Annotated in this window: 18 protein-coding genes; 12 read left to right on the top strand and 6 right to left on the bottom strand. The window is 55.1% G+C overall.

The features are described from left to right. Nucleotides 1–62 precede the first annotated feature (62 nt). The 6 genes from BH714_RS16775 to paeA all read left to right on the top strand — a co-directional run bounded on the left by BH714_RS16775 (nucleotide 63) and on the right by paeA (nucleotide 7,672). Entirely contained in the window at nucleotides 63–1,214 is a 1,152-nt protein-coding gene (locus BH714_RS16775; protein WP_040018479.1) for a Gfo/Idh/MocA family protein, read from the top strand. Nucleotides 1,215–1,230: 16 nt separating this feature from the next. Next, nucleotides 1,231–2,409, top strand: a complete 1,179-nt coding sequence (locus BH714_RS16770) for a Gfo/Idh/MocA family protein (RefSeq protein WP_040018478.1) — start codon at nucleotides 1,231–1,233, stop codon at nucleotides 2,407–2,409. Between the two features lie 2 nt (nucleotides 2,410–2,411). Next, nucleotides 2,412–3,479, top strand: a complete 1,068-nt coding sequence (locus tag BH714_RS16765) for a Gfo/Idh/MocA family protein (protein ID WP_032679504.1) — start codon at nucleotides 2,412–2,414, stop codon at nucleotides 3,477–3,479. 12 nt (nucleotides 3,480–3,491) lie between these two features. After that, complete coding sequence (locus BH714_RS16760) at nucleotides 3,492–4,526, top strand: Gfo/Idh/MocA family protein (protein WP_040018476.1); 1,035 nt, start codon at nucleotides 3,492–3,494, stop codon at nucleotides 4,524–4,526. Between the two features lie 67 nt (nucleotides 4,527–4,593). Next, nucleotides 4,594–6,141 (top strand): MFS transporter, encoded by a 1,548-nt coding sequence (locus tag BH714_RS16755; protein WP_014168350.1) that lies wholly within the window; start codon nucleotides 4,594–4,596, stop codon nucleotides 6,139–6,141. Between the two features lie 193 nt (nucleotides 6,142–6,334). Then, nucleotides 6,335–7,672, top strand: coding sequence for a polyamine export protein PaeA (gene paeA, locus BH714_RS16750; protein ID WP_014168349.1), 1,338 nt, complete (start codon nucleotides 6,335–6,337; stop codon nucleotides 7,670–7,672). A 78-nt stretch (nucleotides 7,673–7,750) separates the two neighbouring features. Here the strand turns inward: paeA and BH714_RS16745 are convergent, their stop codons facing one another. Further along, nucleotides 7,751–7,957 carry a DUF1107 domain-containing protein gene (locus BH714_RS16745; RefSeq protein ID WP_003856054.1) on the bottom strand — a complete coding sequence of 69 codons (207 nt, stop codon included), beginning with the start codon at nucleotides 7,955–7,957 and terminating at the stop codon, nucleotides 7,751–7,753. 324 nt (nucleotides 7,958–8,281) lie between these two features. Between BH714_RS16745 and BH714_RS16740 the strand changes: the two genes are divergently transcribed. Further along, nucleotides 8,282–8,839 carry a YtfJ family protein gene (locus tag BH714_RS16740; RefSeq protein WP_014168347.1) on the top strand — a complete coding sequence of 186 codons (558 nt, stop codon included), beginning with the start codon at nucleotides 8,282–8,284 and terminating at the stop codon, nucleotides 8,837–8,839. On the opposite strand, the gene cysQ is transcribed toward BH714_RS16740, so the two are convergent. Beyond that, nucleotides 8,833–9,573 carry a 3'(2'),5'-bisphosphate nucleotidase CysQ gene (gene cysQ, locus BH714_RS16735; RefSeq protein ID WP_014168346.1) on the bottom strand — a complete coding sequence of 247 codons (741 nt, stop codon included), beginning with the start codon at nucleotides 9,571–9,573 and terminating at the stop codon, nucleotides 8,833–8,835. The genes BH714_RS16740 and cysQ overlap by 7 nt on opposite strands. 190 nt (nucleotides 9,574–9,763) lie before the next feature. Here cysQ and BH714_RS16730 point away from each other — a divergent pair, with 190 nt between their 5' ends. Beyond that, the gene (locus BH714_RS16730; RefSeq protein WP_040018475.1) at nucleotides 9,764–11,707 is read left to right on the top strand and encodes a bifunctional 2',3'-cyclic-nucleotide 2'-phosphodiesterase/3'-nucleotidase; all 1,944 of its coding nucleotides are present in this window, start codon (nucleotides 9,764–9,766) and stop codon (nucleotides 11,705–11,707) included. A gap of 44 nt (nucleotides 11,708–11,751) precedes the next feature. Here the strand turns inward: BH714_RS16730 and BH714_RS16725 are convergent, their stop codons facing one another. Next, on the bottom strand, nucleotides 11,752–12,138 hold the full coding sequence (locus tag BH714_RS16725; protein WP_040018473.1) for a winged helix-turn-helix transcriptional regulator: 387 nt from the start codon (nucleotides 12,136–12,138) through the stop codon (nucleotides 11,752–11,754). An 84-nt stretch (nucleotides 12,139–12,222) separates the two neighbouring features. Between BH714_RS16725 and BH714_RS16720 the strand changes: the two genes are divergently transcribed. The 3 genes from BH714_RS16720 to BH714_RS16710 all read left to right on the top strand — a co-directional run bounded on the left by BH714_RS16720 (nucleotide 12,223) and on the right by BH714_RS16710 (nucleotide 15,018). Further along, nucleotides 12,223–13,071 (top strand): SDR family oxidoreductase, encoded by an 849-nt coding sequence (locus tag BH714_RS16720; protein WP_040018472.1) that lies wholly within the window; start codon nucleotides 12,223–12,225, stop codon nucleotides 13,069–13,071. Between the two features lie 81 nt (nucleotides 13,072–13,152). Then, on the top strand, nucleotides 13,153–13,977 hold the full coding sequence (locus BH714_RS16715; RefSeq protein WP_040018471.1) for an AraC family transcriptional regulator: 825 nt from the start codon (nucleotides 13,153–13,155) through the stop codon (nucleotides 13,975–13,977). Nucleotides 13,978–14,052: 75 nt separating this feature from the next. Further along, the gene (locus BH714_RS16710) at nucleotides 14,053–15,018 is read left to right on the top strand and encodes a DMT family transporter (protein ID WP_040018470.1); all 966 of its coding nucleotides are present in this window, start codon (nucleotides 14,053–14,055) and stop codon (nucleotides 15,016–15,018) included. On the opposite strand, the gene BH714_RS16705 is transcribed toward BH714_RS16710, so the two are convergent. Then, nucleotides 15,015–16,664 carry a methyl-accepting chemotaxis protein gene (locus BH714_RS16705; protein WP_014168340.1) on the bottom strand — a complete coding sequence of 550 codons (1,650 nt, stop codon included), beginning with the start codon at nucleotides 16,662–16,664 and terminating at the stop codon, nucleotides 15,015–15,017. The two genes, BH714_RS16710 and BH714_RS16705, sit on opposite strands and share 4 nt — an antisense overlap. 244 nt (nucleotides 16,665–16,908) lie before the next feature. Here BH714_RS16705 and ytfE point away from each other — a divergent pair, with 244 nt between their 5' ends. Next, complete coding sequence (gene ytfE, locus BH714_RS16700; protein WP_040018469.1) at nucleotides 16,909–17,571, top strand: iron-sulfur cluster repair protein YtfE; 663 nt, start codon at nucleotides 16,909–16,911, stop codon at nucleotides 17,569–17,571. A gap of 65 nt (nucleotides 17,572–17,636) precedes the next feature. Here the strand turns inward: ytfE and cycA are convergent, their stop codons facing one another. Beyond that, the gene (gene cycA / locus BH714_RS16695; RefSeq protein WP_014168338.1) at nucleotides 17,637–19,046 is read right to left on the bottom strand and encodes a D-serine/D-alanine/glycine transporter; all 1,410 of its coding nucleotides are present in this window, start codon (nucleotides 19,044–19,046) and stop codon (nucleotides 17,637–17,639) included. Between the two features lie 313 nt (nucleotides 19,047–19,359). Next, nucleotides 19,360–19,980 (bottom strand): FKBP-type peptidyl-prolyl cis-trans isomerase, encoded by a 621-nt coding sequence (gene fklB / locus BH714_RS16690; RefSeq protein WP_025205816.1) that lies wholly within the window; start codon nucleotides 19,978–19,980, stop codon nucleotides 19,360–19,362. Nucleotides 19,981–20,184 lie beyond the last annotated feature (204 nt).

The following is a 20,184-nucleotide window of genomic DNA, read 5'->3' as shown; positions in this document are numbered from 1 at the left end:
CTACGCCTCGCCTTTCCTATTTTCCGGTCATCACTTCTTTTCAACTGAAATTAAGGTGTGACATGGAGAAGGTACGTTTTGGCATTATTGGTATAGGTAATATCGGTACGGTCCACGCACGTTATTTACTCGCGGGTACGGTCAATGACGCCTGCCTGACGGCGGTTTGTGACAATGCACCGGAAAAACACCCGGCCATTCGCCAGCTGGTGGGGGCCATTCCCCTGTTCAGTGATGCCCAGGAGATGATCCAGAGCGGGCTTATCGACGCGGTGATTGTCGCCACGCCCCATTACGAACATCCGCGCCTGTCGATGCTGGCGATGCGTAACGGCATTCATACCCTGTGTGAAAAACCGGCAGGCGTTTATACGGCGCAGGTGCAGGAGATGAACGCCTGCGCGCGCGAGTGCGACGTGGTGTTTGGCATCATGTACAACCAGCGACCAAACCCGCTCTACCGGAAGGTTAAGGATCTTATCGACAGCGGCGAGCTGGGCGAGATCCGCCGTTCTAACTGGATAATCACCAACTGGTACCGCTCGCAGAGCTACTACAACTCCGGCGGCTGGCGCGCGACCTGGAAAGGAGAAGGCGGCGGCGTCTTGCTCAACCAGGATCCGCATCAGCTCGATCTCTGGCAGTGGCTGGTGGGCATGCCGGTCCGCCTGCGCGCGTTTTGCCAGTTCGGCAAACATCGTGACATTGAAGTGGAAGACGAGGTCACCGCCTATGCCGAGTATGCCGGTGGGGCTACCGGTGTATTTATCACTACCGTGGCAGAAACGCCGGGGACAAATCGCCTGGAGATCGTCGGGGATCGCGGCAAAGTGGTCGTCGAAGAGGGGCGGCTTCGCTACTGGCGGCTACGTGAGTCCGAAACCGACTTTAACGCCCGCTGGCAAAACGGTTTTGGGGAGCCTGAATGCTGGGAGGTCGACATTCCTGTCGCCGCCGAATGCAGCGAACATCATGTCATTACCGCAAACTTCTGCACCGCCATCCTACGCGGTGAACCGCTGATTGCGCCGGGCCTGGACGGGATCCACGGCCTGACGCTCTCCAATGCCATGCATCTTTCCACCTGGACTGACGACTGGGTCGAACTGCCGATCAACGAGAAACACTACTTGCGCCTGCTCCAGCAACGCATCAGCACCTCAGTTGCTAAAGAGGCCATAAACGTGACGCTTGATGCCTCAGGCACCTGGTAACTCCGGAGACGACACGATGCTAAATATCGCCATTGTAGGTACAGGCAATATCTCACATAACCATATTCAGGGTTATTTGCAGTTTGGTCAGCGCTGCCGGATTGTCGCGCTGGTGGATATCTACCCGGAAAAAGCGCACGAGAAAAAAACGCGCTACGGCCTGACGCAGGCCCGCGTGTATGAGAGCCATCAGCAGATGCTGGCATCCGAGCCAGACGTCGATATCGTCGATGTCTGCACCCCGCCGTATGTCCACGCACAGATCAGCATTGATGCACTGGAGGCCGGGTGCCATGTGCTGTGTGAAAAGCCGATGGCCGCCTCGCTTGAGGAGTGCGACGCGATGATTGCGGCTCAGCAGGCCAGCGGCAAAACGCTCTCCATCATTGCGCAAAATCGTTTTACCGATGCCTTCTGGCGCTTAAAAGCAGCGCTGGATTCCGGCCTCGCGGGCAAAATCTGCCATGCGCAGGTGGATTCGTTCTGGTGGCGCGGCCACTGCTATTACGATCTATGGTGGCGTGGCACCTGGGAAAAAGAGGGGGGCGGCTGCACGCTCAATCACGCGGTTCACCATATCGACGCTATTCAGTGGATGCTCGGGTTTCCATCCGAGGTGGTGGCGATGATGACCAACGTGGCGCATGACAATGCCGAAGTGGAAGACCTCAGCGCCGCAATATTCAAATATCCCAGCGGCGCACTCACGCAGCTTACCGCCTCGGTGGTGCATCACGGCGAAGATCAGAAGATCGTCATCCAGGGCGATCGCGCGCGCATCTCTGCCCCCTGGCAAGCCTGTGCCAGCGTGAGTGCCGATAACGGTTTTCCTCAGGAAACTCACGACCAGCAGCGGGAAGCACAGCTCAACGCTGTTTTTGCGCAGACACCAGCACTCGCGTGGACGTTGCATACCGGGCAGATTAACGACCTGCTGCTGAGTATTGAACGCGGCACGGCTCCGCTGGTGGATGGATTACAGGGAAAACGCTCGCTGGAGTTGATTACCGCAATTTATAAATCTGCCATCACCCGCACCGTGGTCTCGCTCCCCATTCCACGTGACGATCCGTTTTACCGTACCGGCGGGATTAACACCCTCGCCCCCCGTTTTCATGAGAAATCCACAAGCGTGGCCAACTTCAGCGAAGTGGGCGCTATCCCCCTGGGTAAAGATCTGGATCGAGGAATCTGAAGATGAATAAACATGACGGAATGAACTACGCGCCAGTCGGCAAACCTCAGCCCGTTGTCCGGGAAGGTGAGTTTGTCTTTGCCGCTGCCGCGCTCGACCACGGGCATATTTATGGAATGTGTAACGGGCTGATTGAAGCCGGCGCCACGCTGAAATGGGTTTACGATCCCGATCCGTCCAGAGTGGATAAATTTATCCAGCAGTATCCGCAGGCCAGAGTGGCGGATTCGCTGGAGGCGATCCTCGCCGATAACGAGGTGCGTCTGGTGGCAGGCGCCGCCATCCCCTCTGAGCGCTGTGCGCTGGGGCTGAAATCGATGGCGGCGGGGAAGGATTACTTTACCGACAAAGCGCCGCTCACCACCCTTGAACAGCTGGCAGATGCCAAAGCGATGGTTGAAAAAACCGGTAAGAAATACGCGGTTTACTACAGCGAACGTCTGCATGTTGAGAGTGCTGTCTTTGCCGGTCAACTGGTAAAGCAAGGTGCCATCGGCGACGTGGTACAAACGCTGGGGACAGGCCCACACCGTGAAGGCGAAGGAAGGCCAGACTGGTTTTACGATCGGCGATACTTCGGCGGCATCCTGTGTGACATCGGCAGCCATCAGATTGAGCAGTTCCTTTTTTACACCGGCAACCGCGATGCCACCGTGATAGCAAGCCAGGTCCGGAACGTTAAACACCCGCAGTACCCCGCCTTTGAAGATTTTGGCGACGCAATGCTCAAAGGCGAAAACGGCGCCAGCGGCTACTTCCGCTGCGACTGGTTTACCCCGGACGGGCTGTCCACATGGGGTGACGGACGACTGACGCTGCTCGGCACCGAGGGTTACATCGAAATCCGCAAATACGTCGATTTAACCCGTGGCGAGCAGGATGTGGTTTATCTCGTCAATAAAGAGGGGGAGTTCCGTTATCCGGTGGCAGGCCAGGTCGGATTCCCGTTCTTTGGCGAACTGATCCTCGACTGTCTCCATCGGACTGAAAATGCCATGACGCAGGCGCACGCCTTCAAGGCTGCGGAGCTCTGCGTGAAGGCTCAAATGCTCGCCAACGCGGCGGGTTAAGGGGAGCCGAAGATGACTATCCTGAATACCGCTATCATCGGCGGCGGGGCGATTCATGGCTGCCATGTCAATGCCCTGCGCCAGATACCCAACGTCGCACTGCGTGCGCTGGTCGACATCGACAGCGTTAAAGGACTGGCGCTGGCGAAAGACTATCAATGCCGTTTTTATCAGGATTACCGGGAAATGCTGCTGCATGATGCCATCGACGTGGTACACATCTGTACGCCCCATTTCGAGCATAAAGAGATGATTCTGGCGGCACTTGCCGCCGGGAAGCATGTTTTTTGCGAAAAGCCGGTGGGCATGAACACCCGTGAACTCATTGATATCACCCGTGCCGCCGATCGGGCTCAGAGCCTGCTCGGCGTGTGCTATCAGAACCGGCTCAACCCCACCAGCCAGCGTATTCGGCAGGAGTTAGGCCATGGACAGCTGGGGAAAATGCTCAGCATCAGGGCAGTACTCACATGGTCACGCGCGGGCGCTTACTACACGCAAAGCCCCTGGCGCGGTCGGCTGGCAACAGAAGGCGGGAGTCTGCTGATCAACCAGGCAATCCATACGCTCGACCTGATGCAGTGGTTCGGTGAAGGCGTGACGCGAGTGAAAGGTGTGGTGGATAGCGGTGAGCTGGCAGAGGTGACCGAAGGCGAAGACAGCGCAATGGCCACACTACACTTCGCCAACGGCGCCCGCGGCCTGTTTTATGCCAGCAATTGCCACACCACGGACGCCCCTCTCCTGCTGGAGATCCACTGTGAACGCGGCTCGCTGCTGCTGAATGACAACACTCTCTGGCGCGTCACGCCGGGTGAGCGGTTAAAACTGGCAAGCGATGATTCCCCCGACGGCACGGTAAAAAGCTACTGGGGGCTGGGTCATCAGCAGGCGATCCGCCGGTTTTATACTGCCGTTCATCATCCGGAAAACAGAGACTATATCGATATCCGTACCGCCGGAAAATCACTCACCCTTGTGGAGGCTATTTATCGGTCATCTCAAACAAGACAATGGATAAATATCAACAACCAGAACGTAATTTGAATTCCAGACGTTAATAAAAATACGCCCCGTAAAACGGGTTAATCATTACCCTACACTGGATATTATTATGGTCAAACCAACTGAACGTAGAGTTGGTTATGGCGTGGCGCTTGGCTACGGCATAACCGATCTGTTTGGCGGAGGCGCTTTCGCCATTATCGGCACCTGGCTGTTATTTTTTTACACGACCTATTGCGGGCTGTCTGTTATTGAAGCGGGCTCTATATTTGCTATCGCCCGCGTCATTGATGCGTTGTTAAGCCCGATCATGGGTTATATCACTGATAATTTTGCGGGTACCTGGCTCGGCCGTAAATTTGGCCGTCGCCGTTTCTTTTTATTACTGAGTTCCCCATTAATGTTTTTGTATGCCCTGTTATGGCTGACGGATATGGGGTACTGGTATTACCTGGGAACCTATCTCTCGATTGAACTGCTGTCGGCGATGGTGCTGGTGCCTTGGGAGACGCTGGCCGCAGAAATGACGAACCGCTACGAAGAGCGCAGCCGACTTTCAGGGGTGCGCATGATCTGCTCCCAGCTTGGGGGGTTCCTTGCCGTTTCCGTCCCCGGTGTCATTATGCAGTTCACCGGGAAAGACAATCCGTTTACCTATACGCTCACCGGCCTGATATTTTCCTGCGTTTTTTGCCTTGCGGTGTTTATTACGTGGTACACCACCTGGGAAGCGAAAGATGTGCATCAGGAGTCCGATTTTAAGATAGATAACCAGCGCAGCAGCGGGGTAGCCAATCATCTGAAATATCTGGTACTGGACCTCTTTTCGTCCTTTCGCATCCGCGCATTCCGCCTGCATATCATTATTTATATCTTCTCGTTTACTGCGATGGACGTCTTCGGCTCGGTCTTTACCTATTATGTCGTTTATTGTCTGAGCCAGGATGCGGCGGCCGTGTCGGGCTGGCTGAGCATTGCCGCCTTTGCCTCGGTACCAGGCACGTACGGATTTATGCTGCTTTTGAACCGGCTGAATATCACGCCGTCCGCCGCGCTACGCCTCTCCTATGGCTGTATCTTCGCCGTGCTGGTATTCCTGTTTACGGTCTACCTCACCAAAACGCAGGTGCCAACGCTGCTGTTCTCGGGGGTCTTTATCCTGCTCGGTGCCGCCCGCTCTGGTCTTTATTACATCCCGTGGAATATCTACAGTTTCATCCCTGATATTGATGAGATTGTAACGCAGCAGCGCCGCGAAGGGATTTTTGCCGGCGTGATGGTATTGACCCGCAAAAGCACCGTGGCAATTGCCATTATGATCATCGGCCTGGTGCTGCAGGAGTCAGGGTTTGTGAAGGGCAGCGGCGCACAGCCTGAAAGCGCGCTGGGGGCCATTATCGGCCTGCTGATTTTCGCGACGGCGGCCCTTCTGGCCGTGAGCTTCTTCACGACCTACAAATTTAAACTGACCCGCGAGACGCACAAGCTGCTGCTGAAGGAGATTGCGCGCCGCAAGCTGGGCGGAGATTATCGCGACTGCGACGCCAACACCCGCGTGGTGATCAAACAGCTCACCGGCTATGAGTATGACCAGGTGTGGGGAGGGGATGCCACGCGCCGGGCGGCAGGAAACGCCAGTTTATCCGCAGTAAAATAGCCGTACGTACCGGACAGCGCTTCGCTGTCCGGCCGGTTTTATGCCAAAATGTGACCTCTGGCAGATTTACACGCCTTTACGCTATACTACCCGCTGAAATAATCAGCTCAACGCTACGAGCTGACGTTCTATGTGTCTTCACACAAATGTAATTAACTTCCCTTCCGAGGATCTGGCTGAAGCCGGATAAACTATGTTAAACAGTATTTTAGTGATACTTTGTCTCATTGCCGTCAGTGCATTTTTCTCGATATCCGAGATCTCGCTGGCCGCCTCCCGTAAAATCAAACTGAAACTGCTTGCTGACGAAGGCAACGTTAACGCATCACGCATACTCAAAATGCAGGAAAACCCGGGAATGTTTTTCACCGTGGTGCAGATTGGCCTGAACGCGGTCGCCATCCTGGGCGGTATCGTGGGGGATGCAGCATTTTCACCGGTGTTTCATGGCCTCTTCGCACGCTACTTTTCACCTGAACTCTCCGAGCAACTGAGTTTTATTCTCTCCTTCTCGCTGGTGACTGGCCTGTTCATCCTCTTCGCTGATCTGACCCCGAAACGCATCGGTATGATTGCGCCAGAAGCTGTGGCTTTGCGCATCATCAACCCGATGCGCTTCTGCCTGTTCCTGTTCCGTCCGCTGGTGTGGTTCTTCAACGGCCTGGCCAACAGCATTTTCCGCCTGTTTAAAATTCCGATGGTGCGAAAAGACGATATCACCTCTGATGATATCTATGCGGTCTTCGAAGCGGGTGCCCTGGCGGGCGTGCTGCGCAAGCAGGAGCACGAGTTGATTGAGAACGTGTTTGAGCTGGAATCCCGTACCGTACCGTCATCCATGACCGGACGCGAAAACGTGATTTGGTTCGACCTGCACGAAGACGAGCAGAGCCTGAAGCAAAAGGTGGCCGAGCACCCGCACTCTAAGTTCCTGGTCTGTAATGAAGATATCGACCACATCATCGGTTATGTGGACTCGAAAGACCTGCTGAACCGCGTGCTGGCCAACCAGAGCCTGGCGCTCAACAGCGGCGTTCAGATCCGCAATACCCTGATTGTTCCGGATACCCTCACCCTCTCTGAAGCGCTGGAAAGTTTCAAAACGGCCGGTGAAGATTTTGCCGTTATCATGAACGAATACGCGCTGGTGGTGGGCATCATCACCCTCAACGATGTGATGACCACGCTGATGGGCGACCTGGTTGGCCAGGGTCTGGAAGAGCAGATTGTTCAGCGTGACGAGAACTCATGGCTTATCGACGGCGGTACGCCGATTGACGATGTCATGCGCGTGCTGGATATCGACGAGTTCCCGCAGTCAGGTAATTACGAGACCATTGGCGGCTTTATGATGTTTATGCTGCGAAAAATCCCGAAACGTACCGACTCGGTGAAGTTCTCTGGCTACAAGTTTGAAGTGGTGGATATTGATAACTACCGCATCGACCAGCTGCTGGTGACGCGTATCGATAATAAACCGACCGTGCTGGTGCCGCGGATGCCTGATGCAGAAGAGAAAGTGTCGGCGTAAGGCCCATAAACATCAACGGCTCCCATCGGGAGCCGTTTTTTTATCAACTGCGTTTTTAACTACTGCATAGCACGTTGGTTAAGCCATCTCAGTTTGCAGACGCATAACCTGACGGTTGACTTCAGACATCACAGACAGGTGCTGCTTGTCCTTCACTTTTGGGATAAGGATCTTGCCCTTATCAAACTCAAAAGCGCCAACATCCTTGATATACAACCGTCCACGGAACAGGATCTTCACGTACTTCGCCACCTGAAGCGGGTTGTAGCGTTGGAAAATTTTCATTCTTGTATCTCCTGCGAATCATACGCTCTTGCGGTGCCACAATCGGCCCGACTGTCCTGAGCGCAAATTTTGTTGCCCAAAGACTATAGACCAGAACTACGGTGTTACCCAGTATGCATAAGTTTATTTACCGTTTGATTACAATTATTCAGAATAATCTTTGCAAAGCTTCACTCAGGGCAGTATAAGCCGTCGTTTTTTCATGGATATGTGCGTTCACCCGCAAACTGGCATCGGGATTGCGGGAAAACCACATTGATCGCACTTATGATTAAAAGCGTATGACCAAGTGGTCGGATCACCTGCAAACAATAAGGAAACACCATGACCCTACGTACTATCCTTGCAGCAGCCTGCCTGCTTCTGCCCCTGTGGGCTAGCGCTCACGCGATTGAAAAAGGACAACGAGTACCACCAGTCGGCATTGCTGACCGGGGAGAATTGATTCTCGACAATGATAAGTTTAGCTACAAAGCGTGGAATAGCGCGCAGCTCGCAGGCAAAGTGAGAGTTGTACAACATATTGCCGGTCGTACATCCGCAAAAGAGAAAAATGCCAACCTGGTGGAAGCGATCAAGGCCGCAAAATTCCCACACGACCGCTACCAGACCACCACGATTGTTAATACTGACGATGCCATTCCTGGCTCCGGCATGTTTGTGCGTTCAAGCCTTGAGAGCAATAAAAAACTCTATCCGTGGTCGCAGTTTATTGTCGATAGCAACGGCGTGACGCGTAAGGCGTGGCAGCTGGAGGAAGAGAGTTCCGCAATCATCGTGCTGGATAAAGACGGCCGCGTGCAATGGGTGAAAGACGGGGCATTAACCCAGGAAGAGGTGCAGCAGGTTGTCGCCCTGCTGCACAAACTGCTGGCTCAATAAATAGAGACGCGGAAGCCGGGGTTAAGGAAGGATTCGCGCGGGGTGTAGTCCAGCGGCTTACCCTGCCAGTCATGAACATGTGCCCCGGCGGCCGTGGCGACCGCATGCCCTGCCGCGGTATCCCAGACGTTCGTTGGCCCAAAGCGAGGGTAGAGCTGAGCATGACCTTCCGCCACCAGACAGAATTTCAGTGATGAACCAATCGAGGTCGTCTGGTGTTCACCCAGCTGTTGCAGATATTCCTGCAGTTCGCTGTCGCTGTGCGACCGGCTGATCACCACCAGCGGTGGACGCGCATCGCGCACCTGAATCTGCTTACGCACGCCGCACTCTTCCTTCCACGCCTTACCGTCTGCAGCGCTGTACATGACTTTCATCACCGGCGCGTATACCACCCCAAGCACCGCTTTGCCTTTTTCAATCAGCGCGATGTTGACGGTGAACTCACCGTTACGCTTGATAAACTCTTTGGTGCCGTCGAGGGGGTCCACCAGCCAGTAACGCTGCCAGTGCTGACGTTCGTCCCAGCTCTGCGGCGCTTCTTCTGACAGGACCGGGATATCCGGCGTTAAGGCCTGCAGCCCTTGCAGGATCACCTTGTGAGCCGCGATATCTGCCGCGGTGACCGGAGAGTCATCTGCCTTGCTGACGACCTCCATCGGTTTTGCACCGTCATACACCTGCATGATGGCATCTCCCGCATCCCGTGCGAGCTGACAAATCTTATCTAACATTCTCCACCTCTTTGTTAACGCAGTGGGGTTAACTCTTTGTTTTAGTTATATCGTAATGGGAACAATTCCGCTATCTGTGAAGCAATTCTGGTTTCATGGCGCTTTTTTCTGTCAGGATTCACATTTCTGTAAGCAACACGCTATAGATACATACTCTTTTGTGGCCTGGATCGAAAAAAGGACTCCTCTGATGATTAAGTTTAGCGCAACGCTCCTGGCGACGCTGATTGCAGTGAGCGTACAGGCGGCGACGGTAGACCTGCGAATTCTGGAAACTACCGACCTGCACAGCAACATGATGGACTTCGATTACTACAAAGATACCCCGACGGAAAAATTCGGACTGGTACGCACGGCAAGTTTGATCGCTGCCGCCCGCAATGAAGTTAAAAACAGCGTACTGGTCGACAACGGCGATCTCATTCAGGGTAGCCCGCTCGGGGACTATATGGCGGCGAAGGGGCTGAAGAAAGGCGAGATCCACCCGGTGTATAAAGCGATGAACACCCTGGACTATACCGTCGGCAACCTGGGCAACCACGAATTTAACTACGGCCTGAAGTACCTGCACGATGCGCTGGCTGGCGCGAAATTCCCGTACGTTAACGCCAATATCATCGACGTTAAGACGCAGAAGCCGCTCTTTACCCCCTATCTGATTAAAGAGACCGAGGTTGTCGATCAGGACGGTAAAAAACAGACGCTTAAAATCGGCTATATCGGCTTTGTACCGCCGCAAATCATGATCTGGGATAAAGCCAACCTCGACGGTAAAGTGACCGTTAACGATATTACCGAAACTGCGCGCAAATACGTGCCGGAAATGCGCGAAAAAGGCGCAGATCTGGTGGTGGTGGTTGCGCACTCGGGACTCTCCGCCGATCCGTATCAGGCCATGGCGGAAAACTCCGTTTATTATCTGAGTGAAGTCCCGGGCGTCGATGCGATTCTGTTCGGCCACGCCCACGCGGTCTTCCCGGGTAAGGACTTTGCCAACATTAAGGGTGCAGACATCGAGAAAGGGACGCTCAATGGCGTGCCGTCGGTGATGCCGGGCATGTGGGGCGATCACCTTGGTGTGGTGGATCTGGTCCTCAATAACGACGGCGGCGACTGGAAGGTCACTCAGTCAAAAGCAGAGGCGCGCCCGATTTACGACGCTGCGGCTAAAAAATCACTGGCCGCCGAAGATAAAAAACTGGTCGACGTGCTGAAGCACGATCACGACGCCACCCGCGACTTCGTCAGCAAGCCGATCGGTAAATCGGCGGATAACATGTACAGCTACCTGGCGCTGGTGCAGGATGACCCGACTGTTCAGGTGGTTAACATGGCGCAAAAAGCCTATGTCGAACACGTTATTCAGGGCGACCCGGACCTGGCAAAACTGCCGGTGCTGTCGGCCGCGGCACCGTTCAAAGTGGGCGGGCGTAAGAATGACCCGGCAAGCTACGTTGAAGTCGAAAAGGGCCAGCTGACCTTCCGTAACGCCGCCGATCTCTACCTCTATCCGAACACCCTGGTGGTGGTCAAAGCGACGGGCAAAGAGGTGAAAGCGTGGCTGGAGTGCTCCGCCGGGCAGTTTAATCAGATTGATCCGCACAGCAGCAAGCCGCAGTCGCTGATTAACTGGGACGGGTTCCGGACCTATAACTTTGACGTGATTGACGGCGTAGAGTATCAGATTGATGTTACCCAGCCTGCAAAATATGACGGTGAATGCCAGGTCATTAACCCGCAGGCCGAGCGCATCAAAAACCTGACCTTTAAGGGCAAAGCCATCGACCCGAATGCCACCTTCCTGGTGGTAACCAATAACTACCGCGCCTACGGCGGCAAGTTTGCCGGCACGGGAGATAGCCATATTGCCTTTGCCTCACCGGACGAGAACCGCTCGGTGCTGGCGGCGTGGATCAGCGCGGAGTCCAAAAAAGCGGGGGGCATTCATCCGGCAGTGGACAACAACTGGCGCCTGGCTCCCATTCACAGCGACACGCCGCTGGACATCCGTTTTGAAACTTCACCGTCCGATAAAGCGGCGGCGTTTATTAACGATAAAGCCCACTATCCGATGAAGAAAGTTGCAACGGATGATATTGGCTTCGCCATTTATCAGGTGGATTTAAGCAAGTAACGCGGTGTGTGCCGGGTAGCGGCTTCGCCTTACCCGGCCTGCCTTTACGCCGCGCGTTCTTCCCGGTTCGCCATCACCTGCGGCGTATGCACTTCTATCCAGTCCGCCAGCGCGGCCACTTTCTCACTCACCTCTGTCCCTAACAGCGTCAGGCTATACTCAACGTGCGGTGGTACAACCGGATACGAGACGCGATTAACAAACCCGTCCTGTTCCAGCGCCTGTAGCGACTGGGCCAGCATCTTTTCGCTGACGCCTCCCATTTTTCGGCGCAGGTCGCTGAAACGGTGGGTTCCCTGCCGCAGGGCCACCAGAATCAGCACGCCCCAGCGGCTGGTGACATGTTTGAGAACCTCTCTGGAAGGACACTGTTCCGCGAAGAGGTTGCCATCGCGCATTTGTTCGCTGAGTGTCGGTATCGTTGTTTTCATACTTACCTTTATGTACGTACTTACTAAAAGTTAGCTATGGTGCTAGTGTGCCACAACACCAGACAAACACGAAGAGGATTCATCATGATCGCAATTACCGGCGCAACCGGCCAGCTTGGCCAGCTCGTTATCGAACAGCTGTTAAACACCGTACCGGCAAACCAGATTGTGGCGATTGTCCGCAATCCGGCAAAAGCTGAAGCCCTGAGCCAGCAGGGAATTACCGTTCGTCAGGGGGATTACGCTGACGAAAGCACAATGACCTCCGCGCTTAAGGGCATAGATAAGCTGCTGCTGATCTCCTCCAGCGAAGTGGGTCAGCGCGCCACCCAACATCAGAACGTCATTAATGCTGCCAAAGCCGCTGGCGTGAAATTCATCGCCTATACCAGCCTGCTGCATGCGGATAAATCGCCGCTGGGTCTGCACGTTGAACACGTCACGACGGAGAAGGCGCTGGCAGAGTCCGGCATCCCTTACGCCCTGCTGCGTAACGGCTGGTACACCGAAAACTATCTGGCGAGCGCACCGCCCGCGCTGGAGCACGGCGTATTTATTGGCGCGGCCGGTGAAGGCAAAATCGCCTCGGCCACCCGTGCGGATTACGCGGCTGCCGCGGCAAAAGTCATCTCCGGGGACGGCCATGCAGGCAACGTATACGAGCTGGCCGGCGACCACGCCTGGACGCTGAGCGAACTGGCAGCCGAACTCAGCAAACAGAGCGGCAAAAACGTGACGTATCAGAACATGAGCGAGGCGGATTTTGCCGCGGCGCTGAAGGGCGTTGGCCTGCCTGCCGGGCTGGCGGATATGCTGGCAGACTCCGATGTGGGCGCGTCTAAAGGCGGTCTGTTTGACGACAGCCATACGCTGAGCAAACTGATCGGGCGTCCAACCACACCGCTTTCAGAGAGCATTAAAGCCATCCTGTAAATGTTGCAAAATGGTTATTTTTTGTAGCATCCCCTCGGGTCATCTCTGATAATGGAGAGATGACTCATGAGGAGGTTCACCGTGCAGGGCGTACCGGAACAGTTCATTGATGAGAGAGACAGCGCGCGCTTTCGCCATCTGGCGCATTTGCCGGGCCTGGAGCTTTATCACGCGCATATTTCTGACTACGCCTTTGAGCCTCATACGCATGAAGCCTTCGGCATCGGCACCATTGAAACCGGTGCCGAACGCTTTCGCTATCGCGGTACTCAGCATCTCGCGGCGGAAAAATCCGTCGTGACCATGAACCCGGACGAGATCCACACCGGGGAATCGGCGACGGATGGCGGCTGGCGCTACCGGATGGTTTACATTGAACCCGATCTGCTGGAAGAGGTAACCGGTCTTCGCCACTGGTGGTTTAGCGACGTAACCCGCCATGACCCGCTGCGCTCACAGCAAATCGGCAGGCTTATCTATGGCCTGTGGCATACGGACGACCCGCTGGCGCAAAAAGGCTTGCTGCTGGATCTGATCGAGACCTTCCAGCCGTTAGCCCGCCACGCGCCGGTTACCCGGGAAGGTGCACACCGGTTCGAACGGGTTCGTGAGTATATGCACGACAACTACATGCACGCCCTGACGCTGGACGAGCTGGCCAACGTAGTCTCACTCAGCCCCTACCATTTTCAGCGCCAGTTCAAGGCGCATTTCCATGTCACTCCGCATCAGATGCTGATGGCTATCCGCCTGTGGCGCGCCAAAGCGTTTCTCACACACGGCATGCCCGCCGCCGAAGTCGCCACCGCGACCGGGCTGACCGATCAGTCCCATTTGACTCGCGCCTTTACCCGCCGCTATGGCATTACCCCCGTGCGCTACCAGAAACAGGTCGTTAAGCGCTGATGCGCAACCTCATACAATACGCGCGCCCTTCCCCCTCCTACACTGAACGCAGAATAAACCGATGTGGATGGAAAAATGATTAGTGGTGTGTTGTATGCCCTGCTTGCGGGTCTGATGTGGGGACTGATTTTTGTCGGCCCGCTGATCGTGCCGGAGTACCCGGCAATACTGCAGTCGACCGGACGTTATCTGGCACTGGGACTGATTGCTCTCCCGCTGGCGTGGCTCGGTCGTGCACGTTTGCGTCAGCTCGGCCGGCAGGACTGGTTCACCGCGCTGGCGCTGACCATGATGGGCAACCTTATCTATTATGTTTGCCTGGCGAGCGCCATTCAGCGAACCGGGGCACCGGTATCTACCATGATTATCGGCACGCTGCCCGTGGTGATCCCGGTCTTCGCTAACCTGCTTTACAGCCACCGCGACGGGAAACTGGCGTGGTCAAAAATGGTACCAGCGTTGGTGTGTACCGCCGTGGGGCTGGTCTGCGTCAACATTGCCGAGCTGCAGCATGGGCTGGAGAACTTCTCACTGTTGCGTTACGGTTCTGGCATCCTGCTGGCATTCGTTTCCGTGGTGTGCTGGGCGTGGTATGCCCTGCGCAATGCGCGCTGGCTGCGGGAAAACCCGGATAAACACCCGATGATGTGGGCGACGGCTCAGGCGTTGGTCACGCTCCCGGTTTCGCTTATGGGCTATGTGGGGGCCTGTCTCTGGTTAGGCCATCAGCAACCGGATTTCGCTCAACCGTTCGGGCCGAGACCGTGGGTCTTTGTCGGGCTGATGCTGGCGATTGCGGTGCTCTGCTCGTGGGTGGGTGCGCTGTGCTGGAATATCGCCAGCCAGAAGCTGCCGACGGTGATTTTAGGGCCGTTGATTGTATTCGAAATGCTGGCCGGGCTGCTTTACACCTTCCTGATGCGCCAGAGCGTACCGCCGCTGTTAACCGCCTGCGGGATTATATTGCTGGTCGTTGGGGTCGTGATGGCGGTGAGAGCAAAGCCGGAAAAACCGATGGTCGTTCCGGCTTCAGAGAGTTAAAACGTTTCCCAGTTCGCTTCAGACGTCGCCGCGACAGGTTTAGCCGCTGGAGTGTAGCTTTTCACCGGCGCGGCGTTGACCACCGGGTTGCGGGTAATTTTAAACACCGCCACCGCTTCGTTCAGGCGTGCCGCCTGATCTTCCAGCGCGGCCGCCGCTGCCGCAGACTCCTCTACCAGCGAGGCGTTCTGCTGGGTCACGCGATCCATCTCGGCCACCGCCTGACCTACCTGATCGATACCGCGGCTCTGCTCGTCAGAGGCAGAGGCAATCTCGCCCATGATGTCGGTCACGCGGGTGACCGCATTCACGATCTCCGCCATCGTCGCCCCGGCTTCGTTTACCAGCTGTGAGCCGGCATTCACGCGCTCGCCGGAATCATCGATCAGCGCTTTAATCTCTTTTGCCGCCTGAGCGCTACGCTGGGCCAGGGTACGCACCTCACCTGCGACCACCGCAAAGCCACGGCCCTGCTCGCCTGCACGCGCGGCTTCCACCGCCGCGTTCAGCGCCAGGATGTTGGTCTGGAAGGCAATGCCGTCGATTACGTTGGTAATTTGCGCAATTTTGCTGGAACTGGTCGCAATGTCGTCCATGGTGCGCACCACACCCTCCACCACGTTACCGCCCTTCTTCGCGGTTGAGGAGGCATCGAGCGCCAGACGGGAAGCCTGACGTGCGTTATCGGCGTTTTGTTTTACCGTGGCGGTCAGTTGTTCCATGCTGGCAGCCGTCTCTTCCAGAGAGGCGGCCTGCTGCTCGGTACGGGAAGAGAGGTCGTTGCTGCCCGCAGAGATTTCCCCTGCACCGGTGTAAATGGTGTCTGCACCTTCACGCACCACGCCCACCGTGTTTGCCAGCGAGGTTTGCATCTCCTGAACGTTGCGCGCCAGGATTGCCATTTCATTCTTACCCTCTGCCTGAATCGGCTGGGTCAAATCCCCTGCGGCAATGGCGCGGATATGGCCAATCACATCCTGCAACGGCAGCAGCAGAACGCGGCGCATCGCAATCCAGCTGGAGACGATCACGGCAATCACCAGCAGCATGACCGCAGAGAGGATCCACAGGATACGTTTATAATCGTTTTCGTTATCTTTAATCCCTCTGTCCGTGAGGACGGCCTGCGCTTCACGCCATTCACGGTACACGTTCTGCATCGCGGTCTGTTTCTGCTCCGCATTCTGCTTGAACATATCTTCCAGATTGCCCTGGCCCAGCAGGACGTTCATTTGCGTCAGCGTGGCGGAGTAAATACGGTACTGCTCTTCCAGACGGTTAGCCAGATTCTCGTCCAGACCCGGAGTATTAGGCAAAGCGTAGTATTTATCGTAATGGGACTGCGCATCCGCCAGCAGGTTCTTCGCCGTGTTCACCAGTTCATTCAACTGGCCGCCGTTAATCTGAGACGCCATGCTGCTTTGCAGACGCAGCATGCCGCGGTTCAGGGTCACGCGGGCCTGGTTGAGGCTGATCCATGCATCGGTAAACTCGGCGACATTCTGGCTTGAGAGCTGCGAGACGGTGAAGTTATCTTTGTCGTTATTCAGCGCGTTGATAAAAATGCCGGCGGAAATGACTTGCATGATGCCGAGCACAAGCAGCACCGAAATAAGAAGGGTAATGACTTTTATACGTTTAAACATGCGTTGCCTTTTTTATATGCAGGTTTGTCTGACGTGGATATATCGGCAGGCACGGCGAGTTGTTTACTGTTTCCCCACGTTAAAAAACTTTCTAAAGTAATTTCCTGCATTCATTCAGCAAGTTAAAAGTCATTATTTTTTGTGATCTGGTTCTCACTTTGCCCCTTCCCTCTAAAGGGTTATAGCGTCGCCTTAAAGATGCATTTAAAATGCACTTTATATTATTGATGATGAGGTAACTGCTATGGCCTTCCGCGACCAACCCCTTGGCGAGCTGGCGCTCTCCATCCCGCGCGCGTCCGCGCTGTTTCGTAAATACGATATGGATTACTGCTGTGGCGGTAAGCAAACCCTGGCACGTGCCGCCTCGCGTAAAGAGCTGGATGTGGGGCTCATTGAAGCGGAGCTGGCGCAACTGGCTGAGCAGCCTATTGAGAAAGACTGGCGCACTGCAGCCCTTGCCGACATCATCGACCATATCATTGTGCGTTTTCACGACCGTCACCGTGAACAACTGCCTGAACTGATCCTGCAGGCGACAAAAGTGGAGCGCGTTCACGCCGACAAACCTTCCGTACCGCGCGGTCTGGCGAAATACCTGACCCTGCTTCACGAAGAGCTTTCCAGCCACATGATGAAAGAGGAGCAAATCCTCTTCCCGATAATCAAACAGGGTATGGGCGGCCAGGCGATGGGGCCCATCAGCGTCATGGAAAGCGAACATGATGATGCAGGCGAACTGCTGGAAGTGATTAAACACACTACCCATAACGTTACACCGCCACCAGAGGCGTGCACCACGTGGAAAGCGATGTACAACGGCATTAACGAGATGATCGACGACCTGATGGAGCACATCAGTCTTGAGAACAATGTCCTGTTCCCGCGTGCCCTCGCAGGTGAATAAAAAAAGGCGCCCGAGAGCGCCTTCCTGAGGTTATCATTCGGCCACAGCATCTGTGGCCTTTTTTATTAACGCATGCCTGCCATACGTTTCTTACCGATAAATAACCATCCCAGCCCCAGCGCGATGAACCACAGTGGCGTGACGATTAACGCCTGACGGGTATCGTCTTCCAGCGTCAGCAGAACCAGCACGAAGACGAAGAACGCCATGCACACCCAGCACATCAGCTTGCCCAGCGGCATTTTGTAGATCGATTTTTCATGCAGGTGCGGACGCTGTTTGCGGTACACCAGGTAAGAACACAGGATGATGGTCCAGACGAACATGAACAGGATCGCAGAGACCGTGGTGATCATGGTAAACGCACCGATCACACTCGGGTTCACATAGAGCATCACCACACCGCCCAGCAGGCAGATACAGGAGAAGGTCAGCCCTTTCGCCGGCACCGCACGCTTAGACAGTTTGGCAAACGCGCGTGGCGCAACCCCTTCCTGTGCCAGACCAAACAGCATACGGCTGGTAGAGAACACCCCACTGTTGGCCGAAGAGGCCGCGGAGGTCAGCACCACGAAGTTAATCAGGCTTGCCGCCGCAGGCAGTCCAACCAGCACAAACAGCTCAACGAACGGGCTCTTGGTCGGTACAACGGAGCTCCACGGCGTCACGGACATGATGATAATCAGCGCGAACACGTAGAACATAATGATACGAATCGGGATGGAGTTAATCGCGCGCGGCAGGGATTTCTCCGGATCTTTAGTTTCCGCCGCCGTGGTACCGACCAGCTCAATCCCCACAAAGGCAAACACCGCAATCTGGAAACCGGCAAAGAAGCCACTGATGCCTTTCGGGAACCAGCCGCCGTCATTCCACAGATGCGCGAACGAAGCCTGAACGCCGGTTGGAGACTGGAAGTGCGTCAGTACCATCACCAGGCCGACAACAATCAGGGCGATAATCGCCACGATTTTGATCATCGCAAACCAGAACTCCATCTCACCGAACATTTTAACGGTGGCGAGGTTAAGGCTCAGCAGCAGAACAATCACCGCCAGCGAGGCCACCCAGTCCGATAACCCAGGGAACCAGAACTGCGCGTAGGCCGTGATGGCGACCACATCCGCCATGCCGGTCACCACCCAGCAGAACCAGTAGGTCCAGCCGGTGAAATAGCCCGCCCAGGGGCCAAGCAGGTCGGAAGCGAAATCGCTAAAGGACTTGTATTCGAGGTTCGAGAGCAGCAATTCACCCATTGCACGCATCACGAAGAAGAGCATAAAACCGATGATCATATAAACGAAAATGATCGACGGCCCGGCAAGACTGATGGTTTTACCTGACCCCATAAACAGCCCGGTACCGATGGCACCCCCAATGGCAATGAGCTGAATATGACGGTTTGTGAGATTGCGCCGTAGCGACTGTTCAGACGACGCCTCTTCGTCGGCGACGACTTTAACCTGATCTACCATGTGATATTTTCCTGTTTATGCCTGTCTGTGTTGTTAAGGCTCTTCTGGCCTTTAAATACGTCAAAAAAATAACGGTCCCCATGAAAGGACTCATCGATATTAGGTAAGAATCGGCGGGATGAATACTATGATTTGGATATTATGTTAATAATATGTTTAAAGTGAGTGTCATATCACTCATACAACGCGAAACAGCTCACAAAAATACACGCAACAGTTTCGTTTGCAAGATAAAATGTTGATTCCGTCGTAACTATAGGTTTTATCACTATATTCCTCTCCCCCGAAGAAGAGAGGAAATAAGAAAAGCTGATTACAGAATTTCCAGCAGCTCGACTTCAAACACCAGGGTGCTGAATGGCGGGATGGACGCACCAGCGCCACGCTCGCCGTACGCCAGGTTGTGCGGGATAGTCAGTTCCCATTTGGAACCCACTGGCATCAGGGTCAGCGCTTCGATCCAGCCCGCGATAACGCCGTTAACCGGGAATTCAGCCGGTTCGCCACGTGCTACAGAGCTGTCGAACACCGTACCGTCGATCAGTTTACCGGTGTAGTGCACGCGAACGTGGTCAGTACGCGCCGGGATTGCGCCGTCGCCCTGATTGATCACGCGGAACTGCAGGCCAGACTCGGTGCTGTTCACGCCTTCACGCTCACGGTTCTCTTCCAGATATTTCACGCCTTCTGCAGCCATCTCTTCGAAACGCGCGCGACGCACGGCGTCAGCACGTTCGTGGATTTCACGCAGCGCACGGTGCACAACATCAACCGGAACTGCCGGGTTGTTGCCTTCCAGCGCATCAGCGATACCCGCCACCAGCGCTTCGGGTAACAGACCTTCCAGGCCGGATTCGCTCAGCTGCTGTCCTACCTGCAAGCCGATACCGTAACTTGCCTGCGCTTCGATAGTGTCAAAAGTCGGGGTGGTCATGGGTTTTCCTTCCATCACATTTAAAGTAGCGGGCAGCATATCAGCCATGCCCTTATGGGTAAAACTTTGTCTGAAGTTAAGGTGACAAACCGCGACGAAACAGAAACAATAGAGAGAACCAGGATTAATCCCGAACGAATGTCACGGATGTCGGGTTTGCTACGCCGTTCAGGCAGTTAGCAAACTATACTTCGGAGCACAGGA

Origin of the sequence: Enterobacter ludwigii, from assembly GCF_001750725.1 — a bacterium.
GTDB lineage: Bacteria > Pseudomonadota > Gammaproteobacteria > Enterobacterales > Enterobacteriaceae > Enterobacter > Enterobacter ludwigii.
This window is presented reverse-complemented; position numbering and strand designations above follow the sequence as displayed.